This is a genomic window from Herbiconiux sp. UC225_62 (genome assembly GCF_042694625.1).
Lineage (GTDB): Bacteria > Actinomycetota > Actinomycetes > Actinomycetales > Microbacteriaceae > Herbiconiux.
Map to the genome: position 1 here is coordinate 3,762,134 of NZ_CP170551.1, position 22,616 is coordinate 3,784,749.

At 68.9% G+C, this 22,616-nt stretch carries 22 protein-coding genes; 6 read left to right on the forward strand and 16 right to left on the reverse strand.

The genetic code is table 11. From position 1 onward, the window contains the following. Window positions 1-50 precede the first annotated feature (50 nt). The 4 genes from ACFJGU_RS18405 to ACFJGU_RS18420 all read right to left on the reverse strand — a co-directional run bounded on the left by ACFJGU_RS18405 (window position 51) and on the right by ACFJGU_RS18420 (window position 4,610). Window positions 51-1,316, reverse strand: a complete 1,266-nt coding sequence (locus tag ACFJGU_RS18405) for an ABC transporter permease (protein WP_382305440.1) — start codon at window positions 1,314-1,316, stop codon at window positions 51-53. After that, window positions 1,313-1,990, reverse strand: coding sequence for an ABC transporter ATP-binding protein (locus tag ACFJGU_RS18410; RefSeq protein WP_382305442.1), 678 nt, complete (start codon window positions 1,988-1,990; stop codon window positions 1,313-1,315). Before ACFJGU_RS18410 ends, ACFJGU_RS18405 begins: the two co-directional genes overlap by 4 nt. An 8-nt stretch (window positions 1,991-1,998) precedes the next feature. Beyond that, window positions 1,999-3,501, reverse strand: a complete 1,503-nt coding sequence (locus ACFJGU_RS18415; RefSeq protein WP_382305445.1) for a hypothetical protein — start codon at window positions 3,499-3,501, stop codon at window positions 1,999-2,001. Window positions 3,502-3,614: 113 nt separating this feature from the next. Further along, complete coding sequence (locus ACFJGU_RS18420) at window positions 3,615-4,610, reverse strand: hypothetical protein (protein WP_382305447.1); 996 nt, start codon at window positions 4,608-4,610, stop codon at window positions 3,615-3,617. 171 nt (window positions 4,611-4,781) lie between these two features. Between ACFJGU_RS18420 and ACFJGU_RS18425 the strand changes: the two genes are divergently transcribed. Further along, on the forward strand, window positions 4,782-5,390 hold the full coding sequence (locus ACFJGU_RS18425; RefSeq protein WP_382305449.1) for an HdeD family acid-resistance protein: 609 nt from the start codon (window positions 4,782-4,784) through the stop codon (window positions 5,388-5,390). An 11-nt stretch (window positions 5,391-5,401) separates the two neighbouring features. Here the strand turns inward: ACFJGU_RS18425 and ACFJGU_RS18430 are convergent, their stop codons facing one another. After that, on the reverse strand, window positions 5,402-5,896 hold the full coding sequence (locus tag ACFJGU_RS18430; RefSeq protein ID WP_382305451.1) for an NUDIX hydrolase: 495 nt from the start codon (window positions 5,894-5,896) through the stop codon (window positions 5,402-5,404). Then, complete coding sequence (locus ACFJGU_RS18435; protein WP_382305452.1) at window positions 5,893-6,666, reverse strand: SDR family oxidoreductase; 774 nt, start codon at window positions 6,664-6,666, stop codon at window positions 5,893-5,895. Before ACFJGU_RS18435 ends, ACFJGU_RS18430 begins: the two co-directional genes overlap by 4 nt. 124 nt (window positions 6,667-6,790) lie before the next feature. Between ACFJGU_RS18435 and ACFJGU_RS18440 the strand changes: the two genes are divergently transcribed. The 4 genes from ACFJGU_RS18440 (at window position 6,791) to ACFJGU_RS18455 (ending at window position 9,642) form a co-directional block, all read left to right on the forward strand. Further along, window positions 6,791-7,291 (forward strand): NfeD family protein, encoded by a 501-nt coding sequence (locus ACFJGU_RS18440; RefSeq protein WP_382305455.1) that lies wholly within the window; start codon window positions 6,791-6,793, stop codon window positions 7,289-7,291. Further along, window positions 7,288-8,391 carry an SPFH domain-containing protein gene (locus ACFJGU_RS18445; RefSeq protein WP_382305458.1) on the forward strand — a complete coding sequence of 368 codons (1,104 nt, stop codon included), beginning with the start codon at window positions 7,288-7,290 and terminating at the stop codon, window positions 8,389-8,391. The genes ACFJGU_RS18440 and ACFJGU_RS18445 overlap by 4 nt, the downstream gene beginning before the upstream one ends. Continuing rightward, window positions 8,369-9,169 carry a glycerophosphodiester phosphodiesterase family protein gene (locus ACFJGU_RS18450; protein WP_382305461.1) on the forward strand — a complete coding sequence of 267 codons (801 nt, stop codon included), beginning with the start codon at window positions 8,369-8,371 and terminating at the stop codon, window positions 9,167-9,169. The genes ACFJGU_RS18445 and ACFJGU_RS18450 overlap by 23 nt, the downstream gene beginning before the upstream one ends. 107 nt (window positions 9,170-9,276) lie before the next feature. Next, complete coding sequence (locus tag ACFJGU_RS18455; protein WP_092553238.1) at window positions 9,277-9,642, forward strand: RNA polymerase-binding protein RbpA; 366 nt, start codon at window positions 9,277-9,279, stop codon at window positions 9,640-9,642. A gap of 29 nt (window positions 9,643-9,671) precedes the next feature. On the opposite strand, the gene lnt is transcribed toward ACFJGU_RS18455, so the two are convergent. The 9 genes from lnt to ACFJGU_RS18500 all read right to left on the reverse strand — a co-directional run bounded on the left by lnt (window position 9,672) and on the right by ACFJGU_RS18500 (window position 20,031). Next, window positions 9,672-11,303, reverse strand: coding sequence for an apolipoprotein N-acyltransferase (lnt, locus tag ACFJGU_RS18460; protein WP_382305464.1), 1,632 nt, complete (start codon window positions 11,301-11,303; stop codon window positions 9,672-9,674). Between the two features lie 13 nt (window positions 11,304-11,316). Beyond that, window positions 11,317-13,818 (reverse strand): DEAD/DEAH box helicase, encoded by a 2,502-nt coding sequence (locus tag ACFJGU_RS18465; RefSeq protein ID WP_382305467.1) that lies wholly within the window; start codon window positions 13,816-13,818, stop codon window positions 11,317-11,319. After that, on the reverse strand, window positions 13,818-14,570 hold the full coding sequence (tatC, locus tag ACFJGU_RS18470) for a twin-arginine translocase subunit TatC (protein ID WP_382310436.1): 753 nt from the start codon (window positions 14,568-14,570) through the stop codon (window positions 13,818-13,820). The genes ACFJGU_RS18465 and tatC overlap by 1 nt, the downstream gene beginning before the upstream one ends. A 47-nt stretch (window positions 14,571-14,617) precedes the next feature. Then, entirely contained in the window at window positions 14,618-14,896 is a 279-nt protein-coding gene (tatA, locus tag ACFJGU_RS18475; protein WP_382305469.1) for a Sec-independent protein translocase subunit TatA, read from the reverse strand. Between the two features lie 47 nt (window positions 14,897-14,943). After that, a complete protein-coding gene (locus ACFJGU_RS18480; RefSeq protein ID WP_382305472.1) occupies window positions 14,944-16,272 on the reverse strand; it encodes a helix-turn-helix transcriptional regulator in 1,329 nt (442 codons plus the stop codon). Continuing rightward, complete coding sequence (locus tag ACFJGU_RS18485; protein ID WP_382305474.1) at window positions 16,272-17,291, reverse strand: helix-turn-helix transcriptional regulator; 1,020 nt, start codon at window positions 17,289-17,291, stop codon at window positions 16,272-16,274. Before ACFJGU_RS18485 ends, ACFJGU_RS18480 begins: the two co-directional genes overlap by 1 nt. Window positions 17,292-17,359: 68 nt before the next feature. Further along, window positions 17,360-18,277 (reverse strand): hypothetical protein, encoded by a 918-nt coding sequence (locus ACFJGU_RS18490; protein ID WP_382305477.1) that lies wholly within the window; start codon window positions 18,275-18,277, stop codon window positions 17,360-17,362. A gap of 48 nt (window positions 18,278-18,325) precedes the next feature. Continuing rightward, on the reverse strand, window positions 18,326-19,348 hold the full coding sequence (locus ACFJGU_RS18495) for a tRNA (adenine-N1)-methyltransferase (protein ID WP_382305480.1): 1,023 nt from the start codon (window positions 19,346-19,348) through the stop codon (window positions 18,326-18,328). Continuing rightward, entirely contained in the window at window positions 19,345-20,031 is a 687-nt protein-coding gene (locus ACFJGU_RS18500; protein ID WP_382305483.1) for an HAD family hydrolase, read from the reverse strand. Before ACFJGU_RS18500 ends, ACFJGU_RS18495 begins: the two co-directional genes overlap by 4 nt. A gap of 133 nt (window positions 20,032-20,164) precedes the next feature. Between ACFJGU_RS18500 and ACFJGU_RS18505 the strand changes: the two genes are divergently transcribed. Continuing rightward, complete coding sequence (locus ACFJGU_RS18505) at window positions 20,165-21,097, forward strand: proteasome assembly chaperone family protein (RefSeq protein WP_382310438.1); 933 nt, start codon at window positions 20,165-20,167, stop codon at window positions 21,095-21,097. Between the two features lie 170 nt (window positions 21,098-21,267). Here the strand turns inward: ACFJGU_RS18505 and mshC are convergent, their stop codons facing one another. Continuing rightward, window positions 21,268-22,566 (reverse strand): cysteine--1-D-myo-inosityl 2-amino-2-deoxy-alpha-D-glucopyranoside ligase, encoded by a 1,299-nt coding sequence (gene mshC / locus ACFJGU_RS18510; RefSeq protein WP_382305485.1) that lies wholly within the window; start codon window positions 22,564-22,566, stop codon window positions 21,268-21,270. Window positions 22,567-22,616: the final 50 nt, after the last annotated feature.

The window sequence follows — 22,616 nt, forward strand, 5'->3', positions numbered from 1 at the left end:
GGTGGAACTCTCATCACAAGTGCTCGGTTTTCCTGGGAGAATCCTGAGAATTAACTGTCTCGGAGTGCGTCAGCCGGTTCCACATGTGCCGCTTTGAGTGCCGGGACGCAACCCGCAGCAAGGCCGACCAGACCGCCGAGCGCGGTACTGCCGAGAACGAGCCCGAGGTCGAGAACCGGCGTCCAGCCCTGGGTCAGCGACACCACGACGACCGTCAGTACGCCGACCGCAGCACCGATCAGTCCGCCCAGCGTGCCCACCACGAGCGATTCCGTCATGAACTGCGCCGCGACCTGCCGACGCGTAGCGCCGAGGGCTCGACGCAATCCGATCTCGCTCCGACGCTCGGAGATGCTGAGCATCGTGACGTTCGCGATCCCGAGCCCACCTGCCACGAGAGTGATGAGTCCGATCAGGAAGAACACCACATCCAAGTCGCCCTGGACCTCCCCGTGCAACTCGACCCCGGACGGAGGCGCGGCGGCACGGAAGCCTTCAGGCGCGTTCGGCGCCAGCGCGAGCGGGGCCTGATGTGAAACCGTCGAGGCCGCCCCCACCGCGATACGCAGCGCCAGCCTGTCTGCCGAGTCCACATGGAGGTCTCGCTGGCCGGTCGCGAGTGGAATGATCACCGAATCCATCAGGCCCGACTCGATCTCGCACGATTCGAGGATACCCACCACCGTGAACGCATGGTCGTCGACGAAGATCGACGGGCTGCTGGCGGCGCTCTCGACCCCCAGCGCCTCGGCCGCTCCCGCGCCGAGCACGGCCACCCGGTCGACCCGCGCCTCGTGTCCCCTGTCGAACATCCTGCCCGCGACGGTGCCCCCCACCGCCGCAAGCAGGTCGCCGGAGACCGCGACGATCGGTGGCGGAACGGCCTCCGTCGACGACGGATCCTTCACCGGCACCGCTGTGATCCGGGCGGCGAAAGACACCTTCGCGAGGGCCGCCACCGCCTCGACTCCCGCGAGCCGCGAGACCCGGTCAAGCGCATCGGAAGGGATGCTCGCCGCCGGGTGATCCTTGCCGTCCGCCCCCGACGCCGTTGCCGGTTCCACCCGCAGATGCGTCGACGCGACCGAGTCGAATAGATTCGCGACCTGCCCGGCCGCCGTCTGACCGAGGCCGATCGTCATCACCAGAGCACTGATCCCCACCAGCGTTCCGAGCACACTGATGACGAGACGCGACGGTTTCGCCGAGACACCGTTGAGCGACTCCCCCAGCAGGTCGCGAATCGCGTACCGCGCGTCGCGGAGTCCGATCGTTGGTGAGGATGCCCGTCGCCGCCTCCATCCACGACCGTTCACGTCGACAACTCCGTCAGACGGCCCTGCTCGATCCGCACCCGTCGACGGGCGCGATCTGCGACGCGCTGATCGTGCGTGATCGTGACGACCGTGAGTCCGTCGGCATTCAACTCGTCGAACAGCGCCAGGATCTCCTCGGAGTTCGCGCGATCGAGATTCCCCGTGGGCTCGTCGGCGAGCAGCAGCCGCGGCTCGGTGCAGACGGCCCTTGCGATCGCCACACGCTGACGCTCACCACCCGAGAGCGTGCCGGGCTGGAACTCGACCCGATGCGACAGACCCACCCGGTCGAGGGAGTCTCGGGCACGCTCGCGTCGCTCGGCACGCGGAACGGTGCCGTAAAGGAATGCCATCGAAACGTTCTCGAGCACCGACCGGCCAGGCAGGAGGTGGAACGCCTGGAACACGAACCCGATCTGGGTCGCGCGCAACGCGGATCGCCGCCGCTCACTGAGTCGCGACGTCGGCTCACCGTCGAAGAGATACTCCCCGGTCGACGGCCGGTCGAGCAGGCCGAGGATGTTGAGCATCGTGGACTTACCCGCCCCCGAAGGCCCCGTGATCGCCACGTGATCACCGGATGCGACGCTCAGTTCGATCCCGGTCAGCGCCGTCACCGAGCTCTTTCCTCCGAACGATCGTGTCACCTGCCGGAGGTCGAGCAGTGGCTGCATCGGTTCGTTCAACGGCCCACCACCACGCGAGCGCCGGCTGTCACCCGGGGATCATCGGAGGAGATCTCGACGTATCCCCCGGCCGACAACCCGGTGGTCACGGTCACCAACTCGGTCACCCCGTCGGCGGAGTTCCCGGAGCGGCTCCGCGCTGCCCCTCCCTCCCCACCACTCGTGTCATCCGGAACGAGCTCGATGCGGCTCTCGCCGCCCGGCCCAGCGGTGAGCGCCGCCACCGGGACAGCGAGAACCTTCCCCGACGTCGCTTGAACCGGAATGCTCACCTTCACATTGCTTCCGCGAAGCCGCTCGATCGTCGCGTCGTCGAGTTCCTGCGGACGGAGGGAGACGTCGTACCTGTTCTCGCCGTCGGCAGGTGCCTCCTCCCCCGCCTGGGGCTTCTGCACCTCGATCGAGGCGACGGTCGCCGTGTACGACGATCCGTCGGCCGCGGAGAAGGTCGCCGGCATACCGTTGGAAAGCAGCCCGGCATCGCCGGCCGTGGCCGATCCGGCCAGCATCACCGTCGCACCCGAAACCGTCATCGCCGTCCCGCTGGTGACCGCGCCCCTCGTCGCGTCGACGCTGTCCACCCGTCGCGGTAACGACGACAGGTAGACGACCTCGCTCGCCGGTAAGACGGTGAGTGCATCGGTCTCGGCTTGCGAAAGAGCGTCCTGCGCGTCATCGAGCTGACCCCGGGCAGCGTCGAGCGATGCCTGCTCGGCGGAGACGTCCGCCGGCCGATCGAGTTCCGCCCGCCGTGCCTGGGCGAGGCTCAGGGCGTCGCGTAATCGGCCGATCTCCAGGTCGTCGTCGCCGCGCCAGAGTGCGACGTCCAATTCCCGCTGTGCCTGTCGCACCGCGTTGTCGGCTTCCACGACGTCGGAGTCTTTCGGCCCTTCAGCCGCACGATCGAGGGCCGCAACGGCTTGATCGACCGCGGCTGACGCCCCGCGAACCGTCTCTCGGGCTGATGCGAGCTGTCGGTCCGCGTCGGGGTTCGACGCCGGCGACGGATAACCGGCCTTGCGGTAGAGGGAGTCCACGGCGGCCGCGGTCGTCGCATCGAAGAGATCGGATGCTGCGTCGCCGGCGTCGAGCCCCAGAGCCACGAGCGCCGCCTTCAACTGCGCGACGTCGGGGCCGGAGAGGCCGACGTGGAGCGTGCGGTAGACGGGCAGGTCACCCGGAAGGACGAGCAGCGGCCGGCCCGCGACCTCGAGAGCGACCGAGCCCGCCTGGAGTGTCGTGCCGACCTCGGGGACATGCCCGGTGACGACCGCCGGGCCTGAGAGCCCCGTCGTGTCGACCTTCACGTCCACGGCATCCGCGTAGGTGACGTCGGCGCGCGTGGTGATCACGTTCTGGATCACCCGCTCCTCGATCGGCGCGGTCACCGGGCCTGCCTCCGGCGCCTGCGCCTCGGCCGCCAACTGGGCCGGCGACACGACGAACCGGCTGAGCACGATGCCGAGCACGAGCGATGCGAGCGCGACGACACCGATCAACGCGACCAGCCGCGGCCCCCGAGTGACGTTCGGCCAGCGCGACCTCCCCGACCTCCCCGACCCTCCTGGGCCAGTCCACCCGGGAGGGCCGGGAGCAGGATGCGCTTCGTCCATCACTTCGAGGTGTCGCCAGAGCGCGCGGCCAGGGCGTCGAGCTCCGTCTTGTGCTCGTCGATGAAGGCCTGCTCGATCCGGAACTGCTCCGACGTGAGAGCCTCCGCGTACCCGCTCTCCTGAGCACAGCCGTAGTCGGCCGTCGCCTGCGCGATCTCACGCTGCCGGAGCGCGTCGAGTGCTGCAGGATCGGGCTCCGGCACGGCCGTGCTCGCATTCGGCTCCCCCGCCGTCGACGAGAACAACGCACTGTACTCGTTGCTGATGGCCGCAGACGCGTCGTCCTTGTGCTCGAAAGGGCCGAATCCCGCGTCGGCGAGGCAATCCGACCAGTCCCTCTCCTTCTCGACGACGATCGGCGACGTACGTACCTCGTCGTAGATGCCGTTCATCCCGTCGGCGAGGGCTTCGAACTCTGGGTCCGCTCCCACTCCGGCCTCGCCGAACACCTCGTGCTGCGCCTTCCCGTTGCACCCGCCCTTCTTCCAGTCGTATTCCACCGGTGCGTCGCCCTCCGCGACCTCGGTGCTCGGACCCCAGAGGGCATCGTCGTAGGCGGCCCGCTCCGACTCGCTGAGCGACGCGACATAGTCCGCGTTCGGGTCGGCCTGCAACTCGTCGGGTCCGTTACCCATGCCGAGCGGATCGGTGGTGATGCCGTACCCGTAGGTCTTCGCGAAATCCTCGCTACTCCAGTCGAGACCGCTGTCGTCGGCCATGACGACGCCGCCCTGGGTGTCGGGAACGTAGTCGAAGCCTTGCTCCCCCATGCACTCGGCGACCTTGTCCTGCACCTCGGCGTTCTGCCGATCGAGGTCGGCCTGGTCTTGCCCTCCGTACAGCAGGGCCCAGTACTTCTCCAGCGGGCTCTCCGGGCGGCTGCTGCTCGACGTCGCCTCCGGCCCTCCCCCGCCGCCGAGCCCGGCGCACCCCGCGAGAAGCATCCCGCCGACGACGCAGAGGGCGATGAACGATGCGCTGCGCTGGACTCTCATGACGCTCCTCGAATACATGACGATTATTCAGCCATGAGAATAGGTCACTCCTCCGACATCCCGGCATCGCCCGAAACATGCTCTCGGCAAACTCCCATCTTCGGCACCCGGAGCGCTAGATTGATGATTGACAGAACACACCGCCATCCGGCGCCCACAAGGGGGAAGATCATGACCACACCGACCGCTCCGGGTTCGCTCGGATTCTGGCTGCACGACGCCGACATCACGGCGACGGCGGCCCGCTGGCTGAAGGGCGGACTGTGGGTGCGCGCCATCCTGTCCGTCGTGCTCGGCATCGTCATCCTGGTGCTCGCGTTCAACAACCCCGACGCCATCGTCTACACGATCGCCTGGCTGTTCGCGATCTACTTCTGGATCGTCGGACTCATGCGGGTGGTCTCGGGCATCGTGAACAACACGGTCACGGGCGGCATCCGGGCGCTCAACATCATTCTCGGCGTGCTGCTGATCCTCGCCGGCGTCGTCGCCGTGCGCAACCCCGTCGTCTCACTCATCGCCCTCGCCCTCGTGATCGGGTTCTCCTGGATCATCGAAGGCGTCCTCGCCATCATCGAGACCGCGAAGGACTCCTCGAAGTGGTTCGGCACGATCCTCGGCGTCATCTCGGTCATCGCCGGAATCGTCGTGATCTTCCTGCCCCTGCAGTCGATCGGCATCCTGGTGCTCTTCGCCGGCATCCTGCTGATCGTCACCGGCATCATGTCGGCCATCACGGCCATCATGCTCGGCCGCGCGCCCAAGACCGCGAAGGTCTGACGCGAGACGTCCTATCGCCAGAGGAGCGTGTCCAGCCCCCGCCGCACCAGTTCGGTCAAGACGGCCGGCTCGAGAGAGTCGGCCGTCTTCTCCAATTCAGAGAGGTTCCACCAGCGCCACTCCTCGACATCGACGCGCTCCTCGGGCGTCCAATGCGTGTCGACCGGCAGGAACGCCTCGGTCCGCAGCAGATACCACTCCTCGTGATAGCGCCGGAGCACGCCCGGAGCGGGCTCGCCCGTGAAGTCCTGCGACCAGAACACCGGCCCCAGCTGAGCCTCGGATGCGACAAGCCCGGTCTCTTCGAACAGCTCGCGGACGGCCGCGCGCGCGTGGGACTCCCCCGGCTCGAGGTGCCCTCCCGGTGTCAGCCAGCGCGTCGGGTTCGTGGCGACGTCGGCGCGCGTGTAGAACAGCAGCGCGCGCCCGGCCTGGTCGAGCAGCAGCACCCGCGACTTCAGGATGACGGCGTCGTCGGCGGTCGCCGCATCCGCCGCCCCGCTCATTCGCCCTCGATGGGCCCGAAGTCGGACACGTCGCCGACGTACCGGGTGTGGTGCGGAGGAATGGGATCGACGGCGGCCGCCGCCACCTCGGCGGCGAACTCGCTGACGTTGTAGAGCCGCCCGGCGGCCTCCTTGCGCGCCCCGATCGCGCCGGGGTTGGCGCGCTCGAGCAGGGTGGCCGTGATGGTGCCCTCGATCATGTCGCCCGACACCACGACGAAGCCGATGCCGGCCTCGTCGAGCCGCGGGATGAGCGAGCGCAGCGCATCCTCACCGGCACGCTTCGACAGCGCGACCGGCAGGTACTCCGGCATCGTCTCGGTGGTGTTGATGAAATGGGCCTGGTGACTCGTGACGAACACCACGCGGGAGCCCGGAGCCAGCAGCGGCAGCGCCGAGGTGAGCAGGTCGACCTGGGCGTCGCGGTTGAGCGTCATCGCGTAGTCCTCCGCCATGCCGCTCTCCATGCCGCCGGAGGCGTTCAGCACCAGGATGTCGAGGCCGTCGAGCTCGGCCTGCACCTGGTCGAACATCGCTGCCACGGACTCCGGATCGGTGAGGTCGGCGCCCACCACGATCGCGGTGCCACCCGCCTCGCGGATGCTGTTCGCGAGCTTCACTGCCCGCGCCTCCTTGTTGCGGTAGTTGATGACGACCGACGCTCCGGCTTCGGCGAAATAGCCGACCGTGTCGGCTCCGATGCCGCGCGAGGAGCCCGTGACGAGGACGCGCTTTCCTGCGAGCGAACCGGGGGCGAGTGGATTGGGCACAGAGACTCCTCGTGGATCGAAAACGGCCCTCCGAGACTACCAAGTAGCCGATACTCCAGCCGCTCGGCCGCCGAACACTGATAGCGTCGAAGAACAGCCGATCGACGCCGAAAGGAGACTGTCGATGACCGACTTCCTCGACTCCTACGCCTGGATCATCTGGCTCGGGTTGATCCTGCTCTTCGTCGTGATCGAGATGTTCACGCTCGAATTCACCTTCCTGATGATCGCCATCGGCAGCCTCGGCGGCTTGATCGCCGGCGTCTTCGGAGCACCCTGGTACATCCAGATCGTCGTCGCGGCCGTGCTCTCGCTCCTTCTGCTGCTCACACTCCGGCCACCGCTTCTGCGCCTGCTGAAACGAGGCGGAGATCCCTCCCGGAGCAATGTCGACGCACTGCTCGGCCTCGAAGGACTCGTGGTCGACCAGGTCACCTCCACCGGGGGCCAGGTGAAGCTCACGAACGGCGACATCTGGACGGCGCGGGTCTCCCCGCTCACGCAGTCACGCGAGTTGCGGCGTGGCGAACGCGTCCTCGTCACGGCGATCGACGGCGCGACCGCCGTCGTCGTGCCGGCCGAACGCAGCACCGAGTACACCGAGCACAAGGAAGGCAGTCTGTGAACGATCTAGTGGGGCAGATCATCCTGATCGTCGTCATCGCGATCATCGTCATCTTCGTTCTCGTGGTGGTGGCGCGTTCGGTACGCATCATCCCGCAAGCCCGCGCCGGCGTGGTCGAGCGGCTGGGCCGCTACCACAAGACCTTGATGCCGGGCCTGAACATCCTGGTGCCGTTCATCGACCGCCTTCGGCCTCTGATCGATCTACGCGAGCAGGTCGTCTCGTTCCCGCCGCAGCCGGTCATCACCGAGGACAACCTGGTGGTCTCCATCGATACCGTCGTGTTCTTCCAGGTGACGGATGCGCGGGCGGCGACCTATGAGATCGCCAACTACCTCGGGGCGGTCGAGCAGCTCGCCACCACCACCCTCCGTAACGTGGTGGGTGGACTCAACCTCGAAGAAGCGCTCACCAGCCGCGACGAGATCAACGGTCAGCTCCGCATCGTGCTCGACGAGGCCACCGGCAAGTGGGGCATCCGCGTGTCGCGCGTGGAGCTCAAGGCCATCGACCCGCCCCTCTCCATCCAGGACTCGATGGAGAAGCAGATGCGCGCCGAGCGCGAGCGCCGGGCGGTCATCCTGACCGCTGAGGGAACCAAGCAGTCCGCCATCCTCGAGGCCGAGGGGCACCGGCAGGGCGAGATCCTGCGGGCCGAGGGTGACGCGAAGGCGGCCGTTCTCCGCGCACAGGGTGAAGCCGAGGCCATCACGACGGTGTTCGGCGCCATCCACCGGGGCGAGCCCGACAACCTGCTGCTGGCCTACCAGTATCTCCAGACCCTGCCGAAGATCGCCGAGGGCAACGCGAACAAGCTCTGGGTCATCCCGAGCGAGCTCACCGAAGCGCTCAAGGGCATCGGACAGGCGTTCGGTGAGCGCGGGGCTGCGGCTCCCGGTGCTGCCGAGCGTCATGCTGCTGCCGGCGCGGCCGAGCGCAGCCAGCTGCTCGAAGACGCTCAGCGCGCGGCGGGCGCCGCCGTCGATGCGGCGGGCGATGCCGCTGCTGCGGCGGCCGACGCCTCCACCGAGGCGACCGCCGCCGCCGACGCCGGCGAATCGTCGACAGGCACCCCCGGTGCCGAACCGAAGACGGACTGACACCCGGGAGCCGGGCTGGTTCGAGCCCGCGCTCCCCCGCATCCTGGCCCACCGGGGCCTCGCACTCGGAGTGCCCGAGAACACCCTGGCCTCCTTCGAGAAGGCCGCTGCGATCGGCGTCGACTACATCGAGACCGACGTCAACGCCTCCGCCGACGGTGTCGCCATCGCCAGCCACGACCCGACTCTGGAACGCATCGCCGGACGCCCGGACCGCATCGCCGACCTGACCCTCGAGCAACTGCTCGAGATCGATCTCGGCGGCGGCGTGAGGTTCGTGACGCTGGCCGACGTGTTGGCGGCACACCCCGGCATCCGCTTCAACATCGACATCAAGTCGGAAGACGTGGCCGGTCCGGCTGCTCGTGCCATCCGCGACGCGGATGCCGCCGACCGGGTGCTGCTCACCTCGTTCTCCACCCGTCGACGCCGGGCCGCCGTCGATCTGCTCGTCGGTGTCGGGCCGGTGGCCGCGTCGGCCTCGGCCGGCGAGTTCGTGCCGGCGCTGATCGCCGCGAAGCTCGGGCTCGTACCCCTCGTTCGCTGGATCCTCCGGCGAGTGGATGCCGTGCAGATCCCTCTGACCATCTTCCGGATGCGCACCACCACGCCGCGCATGGTGCGGCGCCTGCACGCGGCCGGAGTGGAAGTGCACATCTGGACGATCAACGATGTCGACGTCGCGCGCGGCCTGCTGGAGCGGGGCGTCGACGGCATCGTCACCGATCGTGCCGACCTGATGCTGCCACTCGCCCGAGAGTTCCGTTCTCTGCGTTGACCAGGGCCTCTTTCGCTGAGAGAGTACTGGCAATCACGATCAGCGGAAAGGTTTCACTCAGCCCGACGGTTTATAACGTTTGAAGCAACGCGAGAGGAGACCACACAATGGCAGATCGCAGTTTGCGTGGAATGCGTCTGGGCGCACAAAGCCTGCAGAGCGAAGAGGGCGTGGTTTTCTCGCCCCGAACGACCTACACGTACCGCTGCGCGACGTGCGGCCGTGACACCGACATGGTGTTCTCGGCCGAGGCCGAAGCGCCGGAGACCTGGGAATGCAAGTACTGCAGCCACGAAGCGACCCTCATGGTCGGTTCGGAGCCCGTCGAAGTCGACCACGGAGACGTGAAGACGCCCCGTAGTCACTGGGACATGCTGCTCGAACGCCGCACGCGCGCGGAACTCGAGGAGCTGCTCGAAGAGCGACTCCAGTACCTCCGGGCACGTCGCGGAACGCAGAAGATCGGCGCCTGAAACACGCCGGGGCCGAGCGCCCGTCACGATCAGGAACGTCGCCTGGCCTTCACCGGCCGAGGCGACGTTCTCGTCGTTAAGGCCACCGCCAGCCCGATGATGCCGAACCCGGCCACGAGCCATTCGATCTGGAACCCGAGGAGCGCGGCGGGCGTCGGCACCGTGGCCAGCGGCACGTCGGCCACCATGGCGCCGGCCTGGTAAGCCGGGATACCGGTGATCGTGCGCCCGTCGGGCCCGATGATCTGACTCGTCCCCACCGTCGAGATGTTGACGACGCTCCGCCCGAGTTCGATCGCCCGGAGCCGCGCGATGGCCAGCTGCTGCAAGTTCTCGTCGGTCTTGCCGAAGTCGGCGTTGTTGGTCTGCGAGAGCACGACCTGCGCGCCCTCGTCGCTCATCTCGCGCATCACGGCGTCGTCGGTGATGTCGAAGCAGATCGAGATGCCGGCGATGAGACCGTTGATGTCGAAGGTGAGGTCGGTGCTGCCGAACTCGTAGTCGCGGGTGACCAGGTCGACGAGGTCGGGCTGGAGCGCGTGGAAGAAGTCGCGGTTGGGCATCCACTCCGCGAAGGGCACAGGATGGCGCTTGTCGTAGTAGTCGGCGACGCCCCCGTTCTCCCAGAGCAGCGACGTGTTGTAGACCTTGTCGCCGCGCTGCTGGATGGTGCCGACCACGAGAGGCACGTCGCCGAGCGACTGGCTCACCGCGTCGAGCGTCTTCGCCGCCACCCCGTAGCGCGTGGGGTCGATGTCGGAGGCGTTCTCCGGCCACACCACCACGTCGAGCTTCTCCCCCTCGAGCGCCGCCGAAGCCGACACGTGGTCGCTCAGGATGTCGCCGGGCGCGTGCACCGCGAAGAGGCCCGCGTTCGAGTTGCCCTGCACCCCGGCGATCCGTGACGTCCCCGAGGTGGGCGCGGGCCAGGCGGGAACGGCCAGCAGGGCCGCGATCGCGATCGCCCCGGCGAGCACACGGCTCGAGGTGCGCAGATCGAACTCGCGTGCGAGCTGGAGGAGGAAGGCGACGAGCCAGACCAGCACGAAGCTCAGTCCCGACATCCCGAGCCAGGCCACGATGTCGGCGAACGGGCTCTCCGACTGCGACATGGCGACGCGGCCCCAGGAGAAGCCGCCGTAGGGGGCGATGGAGTTGATGCCCTCGCGGAGCACCCAGAGCCCGGAGACGATGATCGGCACGAGGCCGAGGCGCCCCCAACGGCTCGGCCACACCCGGTCGGCCCGGCGGTAGACGAGCGCGATCAGGATGGCGCCGAGTCCGAAGTACACCGCCTCGAAGCCGGAGAGCCCCAACCACGGGATGGGCCCGAGATAGAGGGTGAGCCAGAAGATGTGCACGCCCCAGAACGTGGCGCCGGCGACGGCACCGATGAGGAAGGCACTCCCCCAGCCCCTGCCCACAAGTCCCGCGAGCACGATGCCCACGCCGACCAGGGTGAGGGGCCACCAGCCCTTGTCCGGGAACCCGGCGTCGAGGGCGATCCCGGCCCCCACGGCCCCGATGAGGGCCAGCCAGAGGGGCATCAGGGGTCGCGCGAACCGGCGGGGCTCGGCGAGCGAGCGCCGCAGGTCGATCAGCCGCGCATCGGCGGCGGACGTGGTGGCCGGCCGCGTGGTCGGGGTCAGTGTCGCGCTCATCGTCGGGATCCGCTCACGCCACCGAGGAGTAGGCGACGATGCCGCGGCGCACCGCGTCGATGGCCGAGCGCGCCGTGGACGAGAGGCGGGCATCCGAGGTCCCCTGCAGCTGGTCGAGCAGGTCGATGGTCTGCTTGGACCAGCGCACGAAGTCGCCCGCCGCCATGTCGGCCTCGTTCAGCACGTCGTCGAGCGCGCCCCCACGGGCCCACTTGTGCATCGCGGTGGACAGTCCCGTGGCCACGGGATCGCTGCCCGGCAGCTTGTGCTCACGCTCGATGTCGTCGATCTGGGCCCAGAGCGTCTGCGTCTTGTCGAGCGCCACGCGGAAGGCGCCACGCGGCAGGAAGCGTTCCGCCGCCTCGCTCTCGTCGCGCCGCGGCTCGTAGACCAGGGCGCAGGCGATGGCGGCGAGGGATGCCGGGTCGAGGTCGTGCCACACCTGCCGGCGGATGCACTCCGCCACCAGGAGGTCGCGTTCGCCGTAGATCCGCTTGAGGGTGTGGCCGTGCTGTGTGAGCGTGGTCACCCCGTCGTCGTCGGTGGCGAGGTAGCCGAGGCCGAGCAGCACGTCGGTGACGCGGTCGAACACCTTCGCGATGACGTTGGTGCGGGTCTGGATCTGCTGGGTGAGCCGATCCGTCTCCTTCTTCAAGGTGAACCAGCGTTCCGCCCACCGGGCGTGCGCCTCGCGGTCTTTGCAGCCGTGCACCGGATGCGAGCGCAGCTGCTTGCGCAGCGATTCGATGCGCCGCTGCCGCTTCTCCCGCTCGCCGCGCGACTGCGTCGCCGATCGGCCCGCCCCTGCGCGTTCGAGATCGGTGAGCTCGCGGCGGATGCGCGCGTACTCCTTGAAGTCGCCGAGGTGACAGGTCATCGACTTCTCGTAGCCCGCGAGCGACTCCTCCTGCTGGCGCACCTTGCGGGCCAGGTCCACCACGGCCCGATCCGCCTGGAACTGCGCGAACGACGATTCCAGGATCTCGCGGGTGCGCGGTCGCCCGAACTGGTCGATCAGGTTCACGGCCATGTTGTAGGTGGGCCGGAAGCTGGAGTTGAGCGGATAGGTGCGCCGCGAGGCCAGCGAGGCGACCTCCTGCGGGTCGAGACCCTCGCGCCACTGGATGACCGAGTGCCCCTCCACGTCGATGCCGCGTCGCCCGGCGCGACCGGTGAGCTGGGTGTACTCCCCCGCGGTGATCGAGACGCGGGCCTCGCCGTTGAACTTCTCGAGCTTCTCGAGCACCACCGTGCGCGCCGGCATGTTGATGCCGAGCGCGAGCGTCTCGGTGGCGAAGACCACCTTCACGAGCTTCTTCTGGTAGAGCTCCTCCACCACCTCCTTGAAGGCGGGCAGCATGCCGGCGTGGTGCGCGGCCACACCGCGCATCAGGCCCTCGGTCCACTCCCAGTAGCCGAGCACCGCGAGATCCTCGTCGAGGAGCGTGCGGCAGCGCTCGTCGACGATGCGGCGGATCTCCTCGCGCTCCTCGGCGGTGGTGAGGCGCACGCCACCGCGGAGCACCTGCTTCACCGCCTGGTCGCATCCGATCCGGCTGAACACGAAGAAGATGGCCGGGAGCAGCCGGTGCTCCTCGAGCAGGGCGACGACATCGGGGCGATCCATGCGCTCGAGACCCTGCCCGTGCGGACGGTAGCCACCACGGCCACGTCCTCCCCCGCCGCCGCGCCGGCCGCCGCCACCTCCGCCGCCGCCGCGCCCGCCGAGCCGGTCGACGGAAGCCAAGGATGCCCCGCCTCGCACCAGCTGGGCCAGCTCCGGGTTGACGCGGTTGGTGGCCGCGCGCCCGGTGGAGTCGAAGAGGTCGATCAGCTTCGTCTTCACCAGGGCGTGCTGGTCGAGCGGCACCGGCCGCTCTTCGGAGACGATCACCTCGGTGTCGCCGCGCACGGCCTGCAGCCAGTCGCCGAACTCCTCCGCGTTCGACACGGTGGCGCTCAGGGAGACGAGCTTCACGCTCTGCGGGAGGTGGATGATGACCTCTTCCCACACGGCGCCGCGGAAGCGGTCGGCCAGGTAGTGCACCTCGTCCACCACCACGAAGCGGAGGTTCTTCAGCAGTCCCGAGTCGGCATAGAGCATGTTGCGGAGCACCTCGGTGGTCATCACCACGATGCGCGCGTCGGCGTTGATGTTGGTGTCGCCGGTGAGCAGCCCCACCTCGTCGGGACCGTACTCGGTCACGAACTCCTGGAACTTCTGGTTCGACAGCGCCTTCATCGGAGCCGTGTAGAACACCTTGTCCCGCACGGATTGCATGGCCAGGTGCACCGCGAACTCCGCCACGACGGTCTTGCCGGCGCCGGTGGGGGCGGCGACGAGCACGCTGCGCCCGTCTTCGAGGGCTCCGGCCGCCTCGATCTGGAAGGGGTCGAGGTCGAAGCCGAGCCCGCTCCGGAAGTGCTCGACCTGCGGATGCCCGGCGCGCTTGCGACTGGCCGCGAACCGCTCCGCGGGGCTCAGCACCGCACCCGCCTCGTCCGCGATCGCCATCAGACGGCCAGCTCGATGTCGAGGCTTTCCATCGCGCGGCGCTTACGGCGGTCGTGCAGCCAGGCGATTCCGGCCGCCGTGAAGTAGAGCAGCAGCATCGGGATGGCGAGCAGGAACATTGACATCACGTCGGCGGCCGGGGTGGCGATGGCGGTGAACAGCGTGATGGCCAGGATGGCGATGCGCCACGACTTCAGGATCGCCACGGCGCTCAGCACCCCCGCGAAGTTGAGGATGACGAGGAACACGGGCAGCACGAAGGCGATTCCTATCGCGAGCACGAGCTTGAGGACGAAGTCGTAGTAGGAGCGCGCGGTGAGGAGGGCCGTCGTGCCCTCGGGCGCGAACCCGGTGAGCAGCGTCACCATGTGCGGCAGCACGAACCAGCCCGCGACGCAGCCCGCCAGGAAGAGCGGAACGGCGGCGAGAACGAAGCCGACCGCGTACCGCTTCTCCTTCTTCTTCAGGCCCGGCATCACGAACGCGAAGATCTGGTAGAGCCACACCGGCGACGAGAGGACGACGCCCACGGTGAAGGCGATCTGGATGCGCAGGTCGAAGGCCGAGGAGACGTCGGTGAAGTTGAGGCTCGCCTCGCGCCCCTGCTGCGCGGCGAGATCGGAGATCGGCTGCGTCAGCGCGGAGAGGATGAAGTCGGAGAGGATGAACCCGACCACCATGCCCAGCACGATGGCCAGCGCCGAGATGAACAGCCGGTTGCGGAGCTCGACGAGATGGGCGCCGAGCGACATCCGGCCGTCACGGGAGCGCCGCCGGGAAGACTTGACGGCCACCGACCCTACGACTTCGGTTCGGACTTCGTCTCCGGTGCGGTCGTCGCCTCAGAGGGCGCCGTGCCGGAGACCGGCGGTGCAGCGGGAGCAGCCGATGCGGTCGGCTCGGCCGGCGGAGCCACCGGGTCGGCGTTCTCCTCTTTCATGGCCTTGGTCTCGTTGCGGAAGATGCGCATCGACTGGCCGAGGCTCTTGGACAGAGCAGGCAGACGGGTCGCCCCGAACAACAGCAGGATGACGACGAGGATGATGACCAGGTGCCACCCGTTGAGGTTACCGAGCATTGGTCCACTTCCTTATCGTCGGAATCGTTTCGGGATTCACGAGCAGTTTACCGCGTTTGATCCGTGCTTCTCTGCGTGCCTGCTTCAATTCCGCTTTCCGTTCCTGATGGAGCTCGCGCCGCCGGGCCGTCTCGGCGTAGCCGTTGAGGATCGCGCGTTCGGTCGGCTCCTCGGGCGCGAGCTTCTCCACGTTCTCGTTCAGCTGCGCGACCTTGTCGGTGAGCTCCCCCAGGGCGTCCATCACGCCCACGCCCTTGCGGAACAGCCGGTAGCCGAGCCACGCGAGCATGCCGAGGAAGCCGAGCCCGAGAACGACCCAGATGATCAACCACGCCCACCACGCCATCGCCACAGCCTATCCGGCGGTCCGGGCGGCATCGCGGTAGCGCGCGAGGGCCGCCTCCGCCCACTCCACCACGGCGGCCCCGGGCCTCCGGCGGGTCGACGATGGTGACCGCCGACGACATCGCGGCCACGAGACGCTTCAGGCTGTGGATGTGGGCGACGCGGATGCGGGCCCGGACCCGCCCGGAGTCGCCGGCCGGCGCATCCGGAGCCCGCGTGTCGACGCTGGAGACGAACTCGCCGAGGAGCGACAGTGCCGACGGGTCGAGCTCGATGGTGACCACGAGGTCGTCGGCCGCGCCCTGGAAGAGGCTGTCGCCCAAGCGTACGTCGTCGTGCGGGTCGCTCACCGGGTCGTCGGTGACGCGGATGCCCGTCATCCGGTCGAGACGGAAGGTGCGCACCGCCTCGCGCAGGTGGTCCCAGGCGCGGAGGTACCAGTCCTCGTTGTCGGAATCGATGCGCAGCGGGTCGACCCGTCGCCGTTCCCGTGAGCCCCGGGAACTGAGGTAGTCGAACTCGATCTGCACCCGGCGGGCGAGGGCGTCGCGCACCTCGGCCAGGGATCCGGCAGAGTCGGACGACGCGATGGCGACCTGGCTGGGGCTCTCCGAGGCGCCGCGGGCCAGCTTGTCCATCAAGGACGAGTAGACGCCGCTGTCGACGTTCTCGGGCAGGGACTGCAGGTACTGCAGGCCGGCGATCAGGGCGGCGGCCTCGCGGGCGGAGAACCGCGGCGAGTCGTCGAGGGCCACCATGTGCGTGATCACGATCTCGTCGCGCTCGTCGAAGTCGTCCCACGAGATGTCGAAGAGGTCGCCGTGCTGGTACTGCGTGGTGTCGCCCGGGACCCCGGAGACCGCGATGAGCGACACCGCATCGCGGATCTGTTTCTCGGAGACCTGGAAGTGCGCGGCGGCCTCCGACACCGAGACCCGGCCGTGATCGATCAGGTACGGCACGAGCGCGAGCAAGAAGGTCAGCTTGTCCTGGGCGTAGGCGAGCGGCTGTCCGTCACGAGGAGTGGCCATCAGTCGATCACCTCCGCCGGCGCCGAGTGGGCGCGCACCGCGGCTTCGAGCCTCGTGATCACGGCGCCCACCAGCTGCTCCGGGCCGAGCACGCGCACCTCGGGGCCGAAGCCCGCCAACTCGTCGGCCAGCAGGTTCACGTCGGTGAAGTGCAGCAACACGCGCCCGTCGCCGACGACCTCGGCGCCGCGCCGACGGGAGAGCCTCACCTCGGCATCCGTGCCGGGTTCGACCTCGAGTTCGGCGACGTTGAGCTCCCAGATGTCGTCGAGTTCTTCGAGCGCGGACGCCGCGTAGTTGCCGGGCGGTACCTCCACCGTCTGGCGACCGAGCTTGACCGGTCCCGTGATGCGCGACAGCAGGAAGGTACGCGGCTCCCCCACGCCCTGGTCGATCGCCTTGAGATGCCAGCGGCCCTGATGCTGCACGAGGGCCAGCGGGGTCACGGTGCGCAGTCGCGCGGCCGGGTCGCCGGGTTTCAGGTAGGAGAAGGACGCCGAGACGCGGCGGGAGAGCGCATCCGAGAGCGGATCGAACGCGGCGTCACGCGTGCGGATGCGCGGGGCGTAACCGAGCACAGGGTCGCTCGTGTCGACACCGATCGACCGCAGCTTCAGCAGAGCCCGCTGCGATTCCCGCGAGAGTGAGCCCTCCCGCCAGGCCATCGCCGCCAGGTTCAGCAAGGTCGTCTCGGCCGCGGAGAAGGCGATGTCGGCCGGGAGCTCATATGCCGTTCGCGGAATGCGATAGCGCGACGACTGGTTGTTGCCGGGATCGCCGGGCGTCTCGATGGTCTCCAGTGGAACGCCGAGTTCGCGGATGTCGTCCTTGTCGCGTTCGAACTGCCGCTCGAGCGTCGAGTTGTCGCCGTAGGCGTCGTAGCGCTGGCGGTAGCCCTGCACCGTCGAGAGGATCTCGTTCTTCGTCAGCCCCGACTCGGTCGCCAGAAGCGCCAGCACCAGGCTGAACAGCCTCTCCTCGACCGGGACAGGCGCGGGCGATTGCTTCTGCGGCGACACGCAAGAATTCTAGTTCGTGCGATGCGGCCTGCGGGCGCACCCCGGCGACCGCACGACGAGCGGCACGATCAGTTCGACGGGGTCGGAAGGATGCCCAGGATGTCGACGACGTAGGCCGTGGCCGAACCGCCCGACGCATCCGGGAGCACGACGAGCACCTCGGAGCCGACGGTCTGCCCCACCAGGAACGGCGTGATTCCGGCCGGCGTGGTCGACGAAGAGCCGGTGGACGGGGTGTCGGACATCTCCCAGAGTTGCGGCGTTCCGTCTTCCCAGGTGGAGGAGGCCACCTTGTCGGGCGTCGCGTACGACACCGCCAGCGACTGCACGATGATCGAGTCGCCGGTGGCGACGACCGTTCCGTCGCCCTTCTTGAGCAGCGCCGACTTCGCCTCGGTGGGCGTGTCGCCGGAGACGATCGTGATGCCGGGGCGACCCGTGGAGTCGTGCACGACGCTCGGGAAGCCGGACTGGGCAGGCTGGTCGGCGCCGGTCGCGGCGCGCGGGAAGGTCGAGGTGATGTCGAACACCATGACCACCGATCCGGTGGCTCCGCTGAAGATCGCGGTGGCCTGGTCGTTCGGGAGCACGATCGCGACGCGCTCACCGGCGCTGGTGCAGAGGAGCCCGTTGCGGAGGCCCTCCGGCAGCGAGTCGGCGACCACGAGGGCCGTGGACTGCGGGGCGCCGGCGGCTGCTCCGGTCTCGCCGTCGTAGACCGTGTAGTCGACCACCACGGTGCTGCCGGGGCCTACCAGCTCGCCCGACCCGGGGATGAGCACCGAACGCTCGGCGTGCTCCGCGACTAGCGGGAAGGGGAAGGTGGCTGCCGGGTCGGCGCCCAGATCACCCGTGGCGGTGACGGCCTCACTCGAGTCACCGGACGGCGTCGCCGTCGAGCAGTCGGGAGCGGCGGGCGAGCCGCTGCATGCGGCGAGCGAGAGCAACAGCCCTGCCGACAGAATGAGCGCGAGAGACTTGCGCACGGATCCTCATTTCCTGCATTCGACGAGCCGTCGGCCCGGTGAGCGAAACTATCCTATTTCATCGTCGGGATGCTGGATTCCGCCTGACTCCCGCTCCTCGCGGGCCTTGGCGGCATCCGCGGTCGCGGTGGCGGCCCGCACGCGCTTGCGCAGGCTCTTCGCGCTGATGCCGCGCTCCCCCAGGGCGCCCGGGGTCCAGGCCTCGACGTCCTCCTCCGAGAAGTCGCTCTTCGAAGCGCGGCGCTTGAGCTCGGGCAGGATGGCGCCGGGCGCGAGGCGCCGGGCCGTCACCAGGAAGCCGGTGTGGCCGATCATCCGGTGATCCGGCCGCACGGCGAGTCCTTCGACGTGCCAGCCCCGCACCATGGTCTCGCTCGGGATCGGGTTGGTGAAGACATCCGATTCGCGGATCGCCTCGACCACCCGGGAGAGCTGGGTCACCGTCGCGACGTAGCAGAGCACCACGCCGCCGGGCTTGAGTGCGGCCGCGACCACGTCGATGCACTCCCACGGCGCGAGCATGTCGAGCACCACGCGGTCGACGGTGTGATCGGGATGTGTGGCGGGCAGGGCCTCGACCAGGTCGCCGACCGTGACCGTCCACTCCTCGGGGTCGCGGCCGAAGTAGGCCGCCACGTTCGCCCGCGCCACGTCGGCGAACTCGTCGCGGCGTTCGAAGCTCGAGAGGTGACCCTCCGGGCCGATGGCGCGGAGCAGCCACAGCGAGAGCGCTCCGGAACCGACTCCGGCCTCGACCACGGTGGCTCCCGGGAACACGTCGGCCTGCGCGAGGATCTGCGCGGCATCCTTGGGGTAGATGATCGCGGCGCCGCGCGGCATCGACATCACGAAGTCGGTCAGCAGCGGTCGCAGGGCGAGGTGCTCGACGCCCACCGAGTTCTTCACCACCGAGCCGTCGGGCAGGCCGATCAGAGCGTCGTGGTCGATGAAACCGCGGTGGGTGTGGAAGACCTTTCCCGATTCGAGGGTGATGCTGTTGAGCTTCCCCTTCGGGCCGGTGAGCTGCACGCGGTCGCCCTCGCGGAACGGTCCGCTGTACTGCGCGGTCATGCGCTCTGCTCCGTCCGGACCTCGGCCAGAACGGCCGCGAGGTCATCAGGCGTCACGCCCTCCAGCGTCGTCCAGATGCGGTCGGCGCCGGAGTCGTCGAGGTTCAGGAGGTGCTGCACGCCGATCACGGCGGCTCCGGAGGCGACGGCGGAGGTGACCCCGGTGACCGAGTCCTCGATGGCGACGGTGTGGGCGATGTCGACACCCAGCGTCGCGGCGGCGGTGAGGTAGGCCTCGGGATGCGGCTTCATCTCGGTCACGGCGTCGGCCGACACGATGGTGGCGAAGACGTCGGCCGGCGCGAAATCGGCGACGTGGCGCGCCATCCGCCCGATCGACATGGTCACGAGCGCCTGCGGCACGCCGCGCCCGTGCAGGGCGGTGAGGAGCTCCAGGGCGCCGGGACGCCAGGGCACGTGCTTGCTGATCTGCTCCATCACGCGGGTCGAGAGCAGCTGGATGATCTCGTCGGCCGGCATGTCGACGCCGAACTCCTGCATGATGCGGGCGCTGCGGTCGAGACCGGAGCCCACCAGGGTCATCGCGGCCTCGTGCGTCCAGGTGCCGCCGAACGACTCCACCAGCTTCTCCTGGGCGCGCATCCAGTACGGCTCGGTGTCGACGATGGTGCCGTCCATGTCCCAGAGGACTGCGGCGGGCAGGGCGAGTGGGGATTCGGTCACGGGCGTCAAGTCTACGGCGTTGCGATCCGGCCTCACTTTTCCCCCGCTCCCGATGGAACGCCTATCCTTGACTGACGGCGCCCGCACCGCGCGGTCGTCTCGGCAACACGGCTCGGAAGGCAGTGAGGTACCCATCACGGCGACAGATAACGGATTCCTCCGCGGACGACTGCTGCTGGTCGCGTTCGAAGGCTGGAACGACGCCGGCGAAGCGGCCACCGGAGCCCTCCGGGTGCTCAAGGAGCAGCTCGAGGTCGTTCCGATCACCGAGGTCGACACCGAGGAGTACTTCGACTTCCAGTTCAACCGGCCCACGGTCTCCACCGACGACGAAGGCCGGCGTGTCCTGACCTGGCCCGGCGCCACCGTCTACGGGCCGGATGCCGCACTCGACGCCGAGGCCGCGCCCACGCCCGGCGCATCCGTCGAGGCCGGTGACGATTCGCACGTCTACCTGCTGATCGGCTCCGAGCCCTCCCGGAACTGGAAGAAGTTCACCGCGGAGGTCGTATCGACCGCTCTGGCGGAAGACATCAGCGGGGTCGTGCTGCTCGGCGCGATGCTCGCCGACGTGCCGCACACCCGGCCCATCTCCGTCTTCGCCACGAGCGAGAACCCGCTCGTGCGCAGCGAGCTCGACATCGAGCGCAGCTCCTACGAGGGGCCCGTCGGCATCCTCAGCGTCATCGCCGACGCTGCGGAGAGTGCAGGAATCCCCGCCATCTCCATCTGGGCCTCCGTGCCGCACTATGTGCACAACGCGCCCTCACCCAAGGCAACGCTCGCCCTGATCGACAAGATCGAGGAACTCATCGACGTGCAGATCGACCGCGGCGAGCTCGTCGACGAGTCGACCGCGTGGGAGACCGGCATCGACGCCTTGGCGGGCGAAGACGAGGACATGGCGGCGTACATCCAGCAGCTCGAGCAGGCGCGCGACACCGTCGACTCGCCCGAGGCCAGCGGTGAGGCCATCGCCCAGGAGTTCGAACGCTACCTCCGCAAACGCGGCGACGGTCGCGCCGGCGGCGACTCCCGCCCCGACGAGCCCTGGCGCCGGGACTGAGCTAGCTGCCTCGGGCGCCGTGCTCCGCGCGGCGTCCTCGGGCGTCGCCGGTCCCTGCCCGGCGCCGCGCGACATGTTCGCGTGAGGTCGCTTCGCGGCCTCGCGCTCACCCTGGGTCGTCGACAGGGGCCTGTTGCGCGCCATCTCCTGCCAGAGTTTCGGCTGACTGATTACAGCTGGATTCCCAGAAGGGCATCCAGTACCTGGACAGCGAGAGCGTTCGAGGGTGCGGAGTGGGGCTGGGTGAACCAGTCGTCGAACTCGTCGAGGGCGCCGGGGGTGTCGAGGTCGTCGTGGAGGCGGATGCGGACCCGCTCGAGCAGGAGCAGGGCGTCATCCGCATCGACGCCCTCGACCAGGGCATCTCCCGTGAGGGGGCGAGACGCGGCGGCGCGCCAGGCGGCGAGGCGCTCGGCGGCGCGGAGCTCGTCGCCGCGGTGCCACTCCCAGTCGTCGCGGTAGCAGTGCGAGAGGATGGCGAGCCGGATCGCGGCGGGCTCCACGCCCGCCTCCCGCAGCTCGGAGACGAGCACCAGGTTGCCGAGCGACTTGCTCATCTTCTCGCCGTCGAAGGCCACCAGGCCGCCGTGGGCGTTGACGCGTGCGAAGCGGCGCCCCGTCAGGGCGGTGGCGTGCGCGGCACTGAACTCGTGGTGCGGGAAGACGAGGTCTCCTCCCCCGCCCTGCACGCAGATGGTGTCGCCGAGCGTCTCGCGGGCGATGACCGAGCATTCGATGTGCCAGCCCGGTCGCCCGCGGCGGATCTTGGGGAGCGACGTGTCCCAGGCCGGCTCGCCGGCCCGTTCCACGCGCCAGAGCAGTGGATCGAGCGGGTCGCGCTTGCCGGGCCGGCCAGGGTCTCCCCCGCGCTCGGCGAACAGACGACTCATCGTCTCCCGGTCGAGACCGCTCTCCGAGCCGAGAACCCACGGCGTCGACCGCTCGGCTGCGGCGATGTCGAAGTACCAGTCCTCTGCGTCGGCCTCGGTCGCATCCGGGGTGGGCACGGTGTACGCGAACCCGGCGGCACGCAGGTCGTCGACGGCGCGCGCGATCTCGTCGATGGTCTCGGTGACGCCGATGTAGGCATCCGGTGGGCGCACGCCCAGCGCCGCCATGTCGGTGCGGAACAGCTCGATCTGGCTGGCCGCGAGCTCTCGCCAATCGACCCCGGTCGCGGCGGCACGCTCGAGCAGCGGGTCGTCGACGTCGGTGATGTTCTGGGTGTACGAGACGTCGAGCCCGGCGTCGATCCACGTGCGGATCAGGGTGTCGAAGGCCAGGTAGGTGGCCGCGTGCCCGATGTGCGTGGCGTCGTAGGGGGTGATCCCACAGACGTAGAGGGTGGCGTCACCCCCGGCCCCCGTGACGGTGGAGTCGAGGAAGCGGCCACTCGAGTCGTCATGGATGCGCGGCGCCTCACCGCGCCCGGGAAGCTCGGGGATGTCGGGTCGGGACCAGGAACGCACCGGTCAAGCTTAGTTGTGTTCGCTGAACGAAAAGCCCGGACGCATGCGCG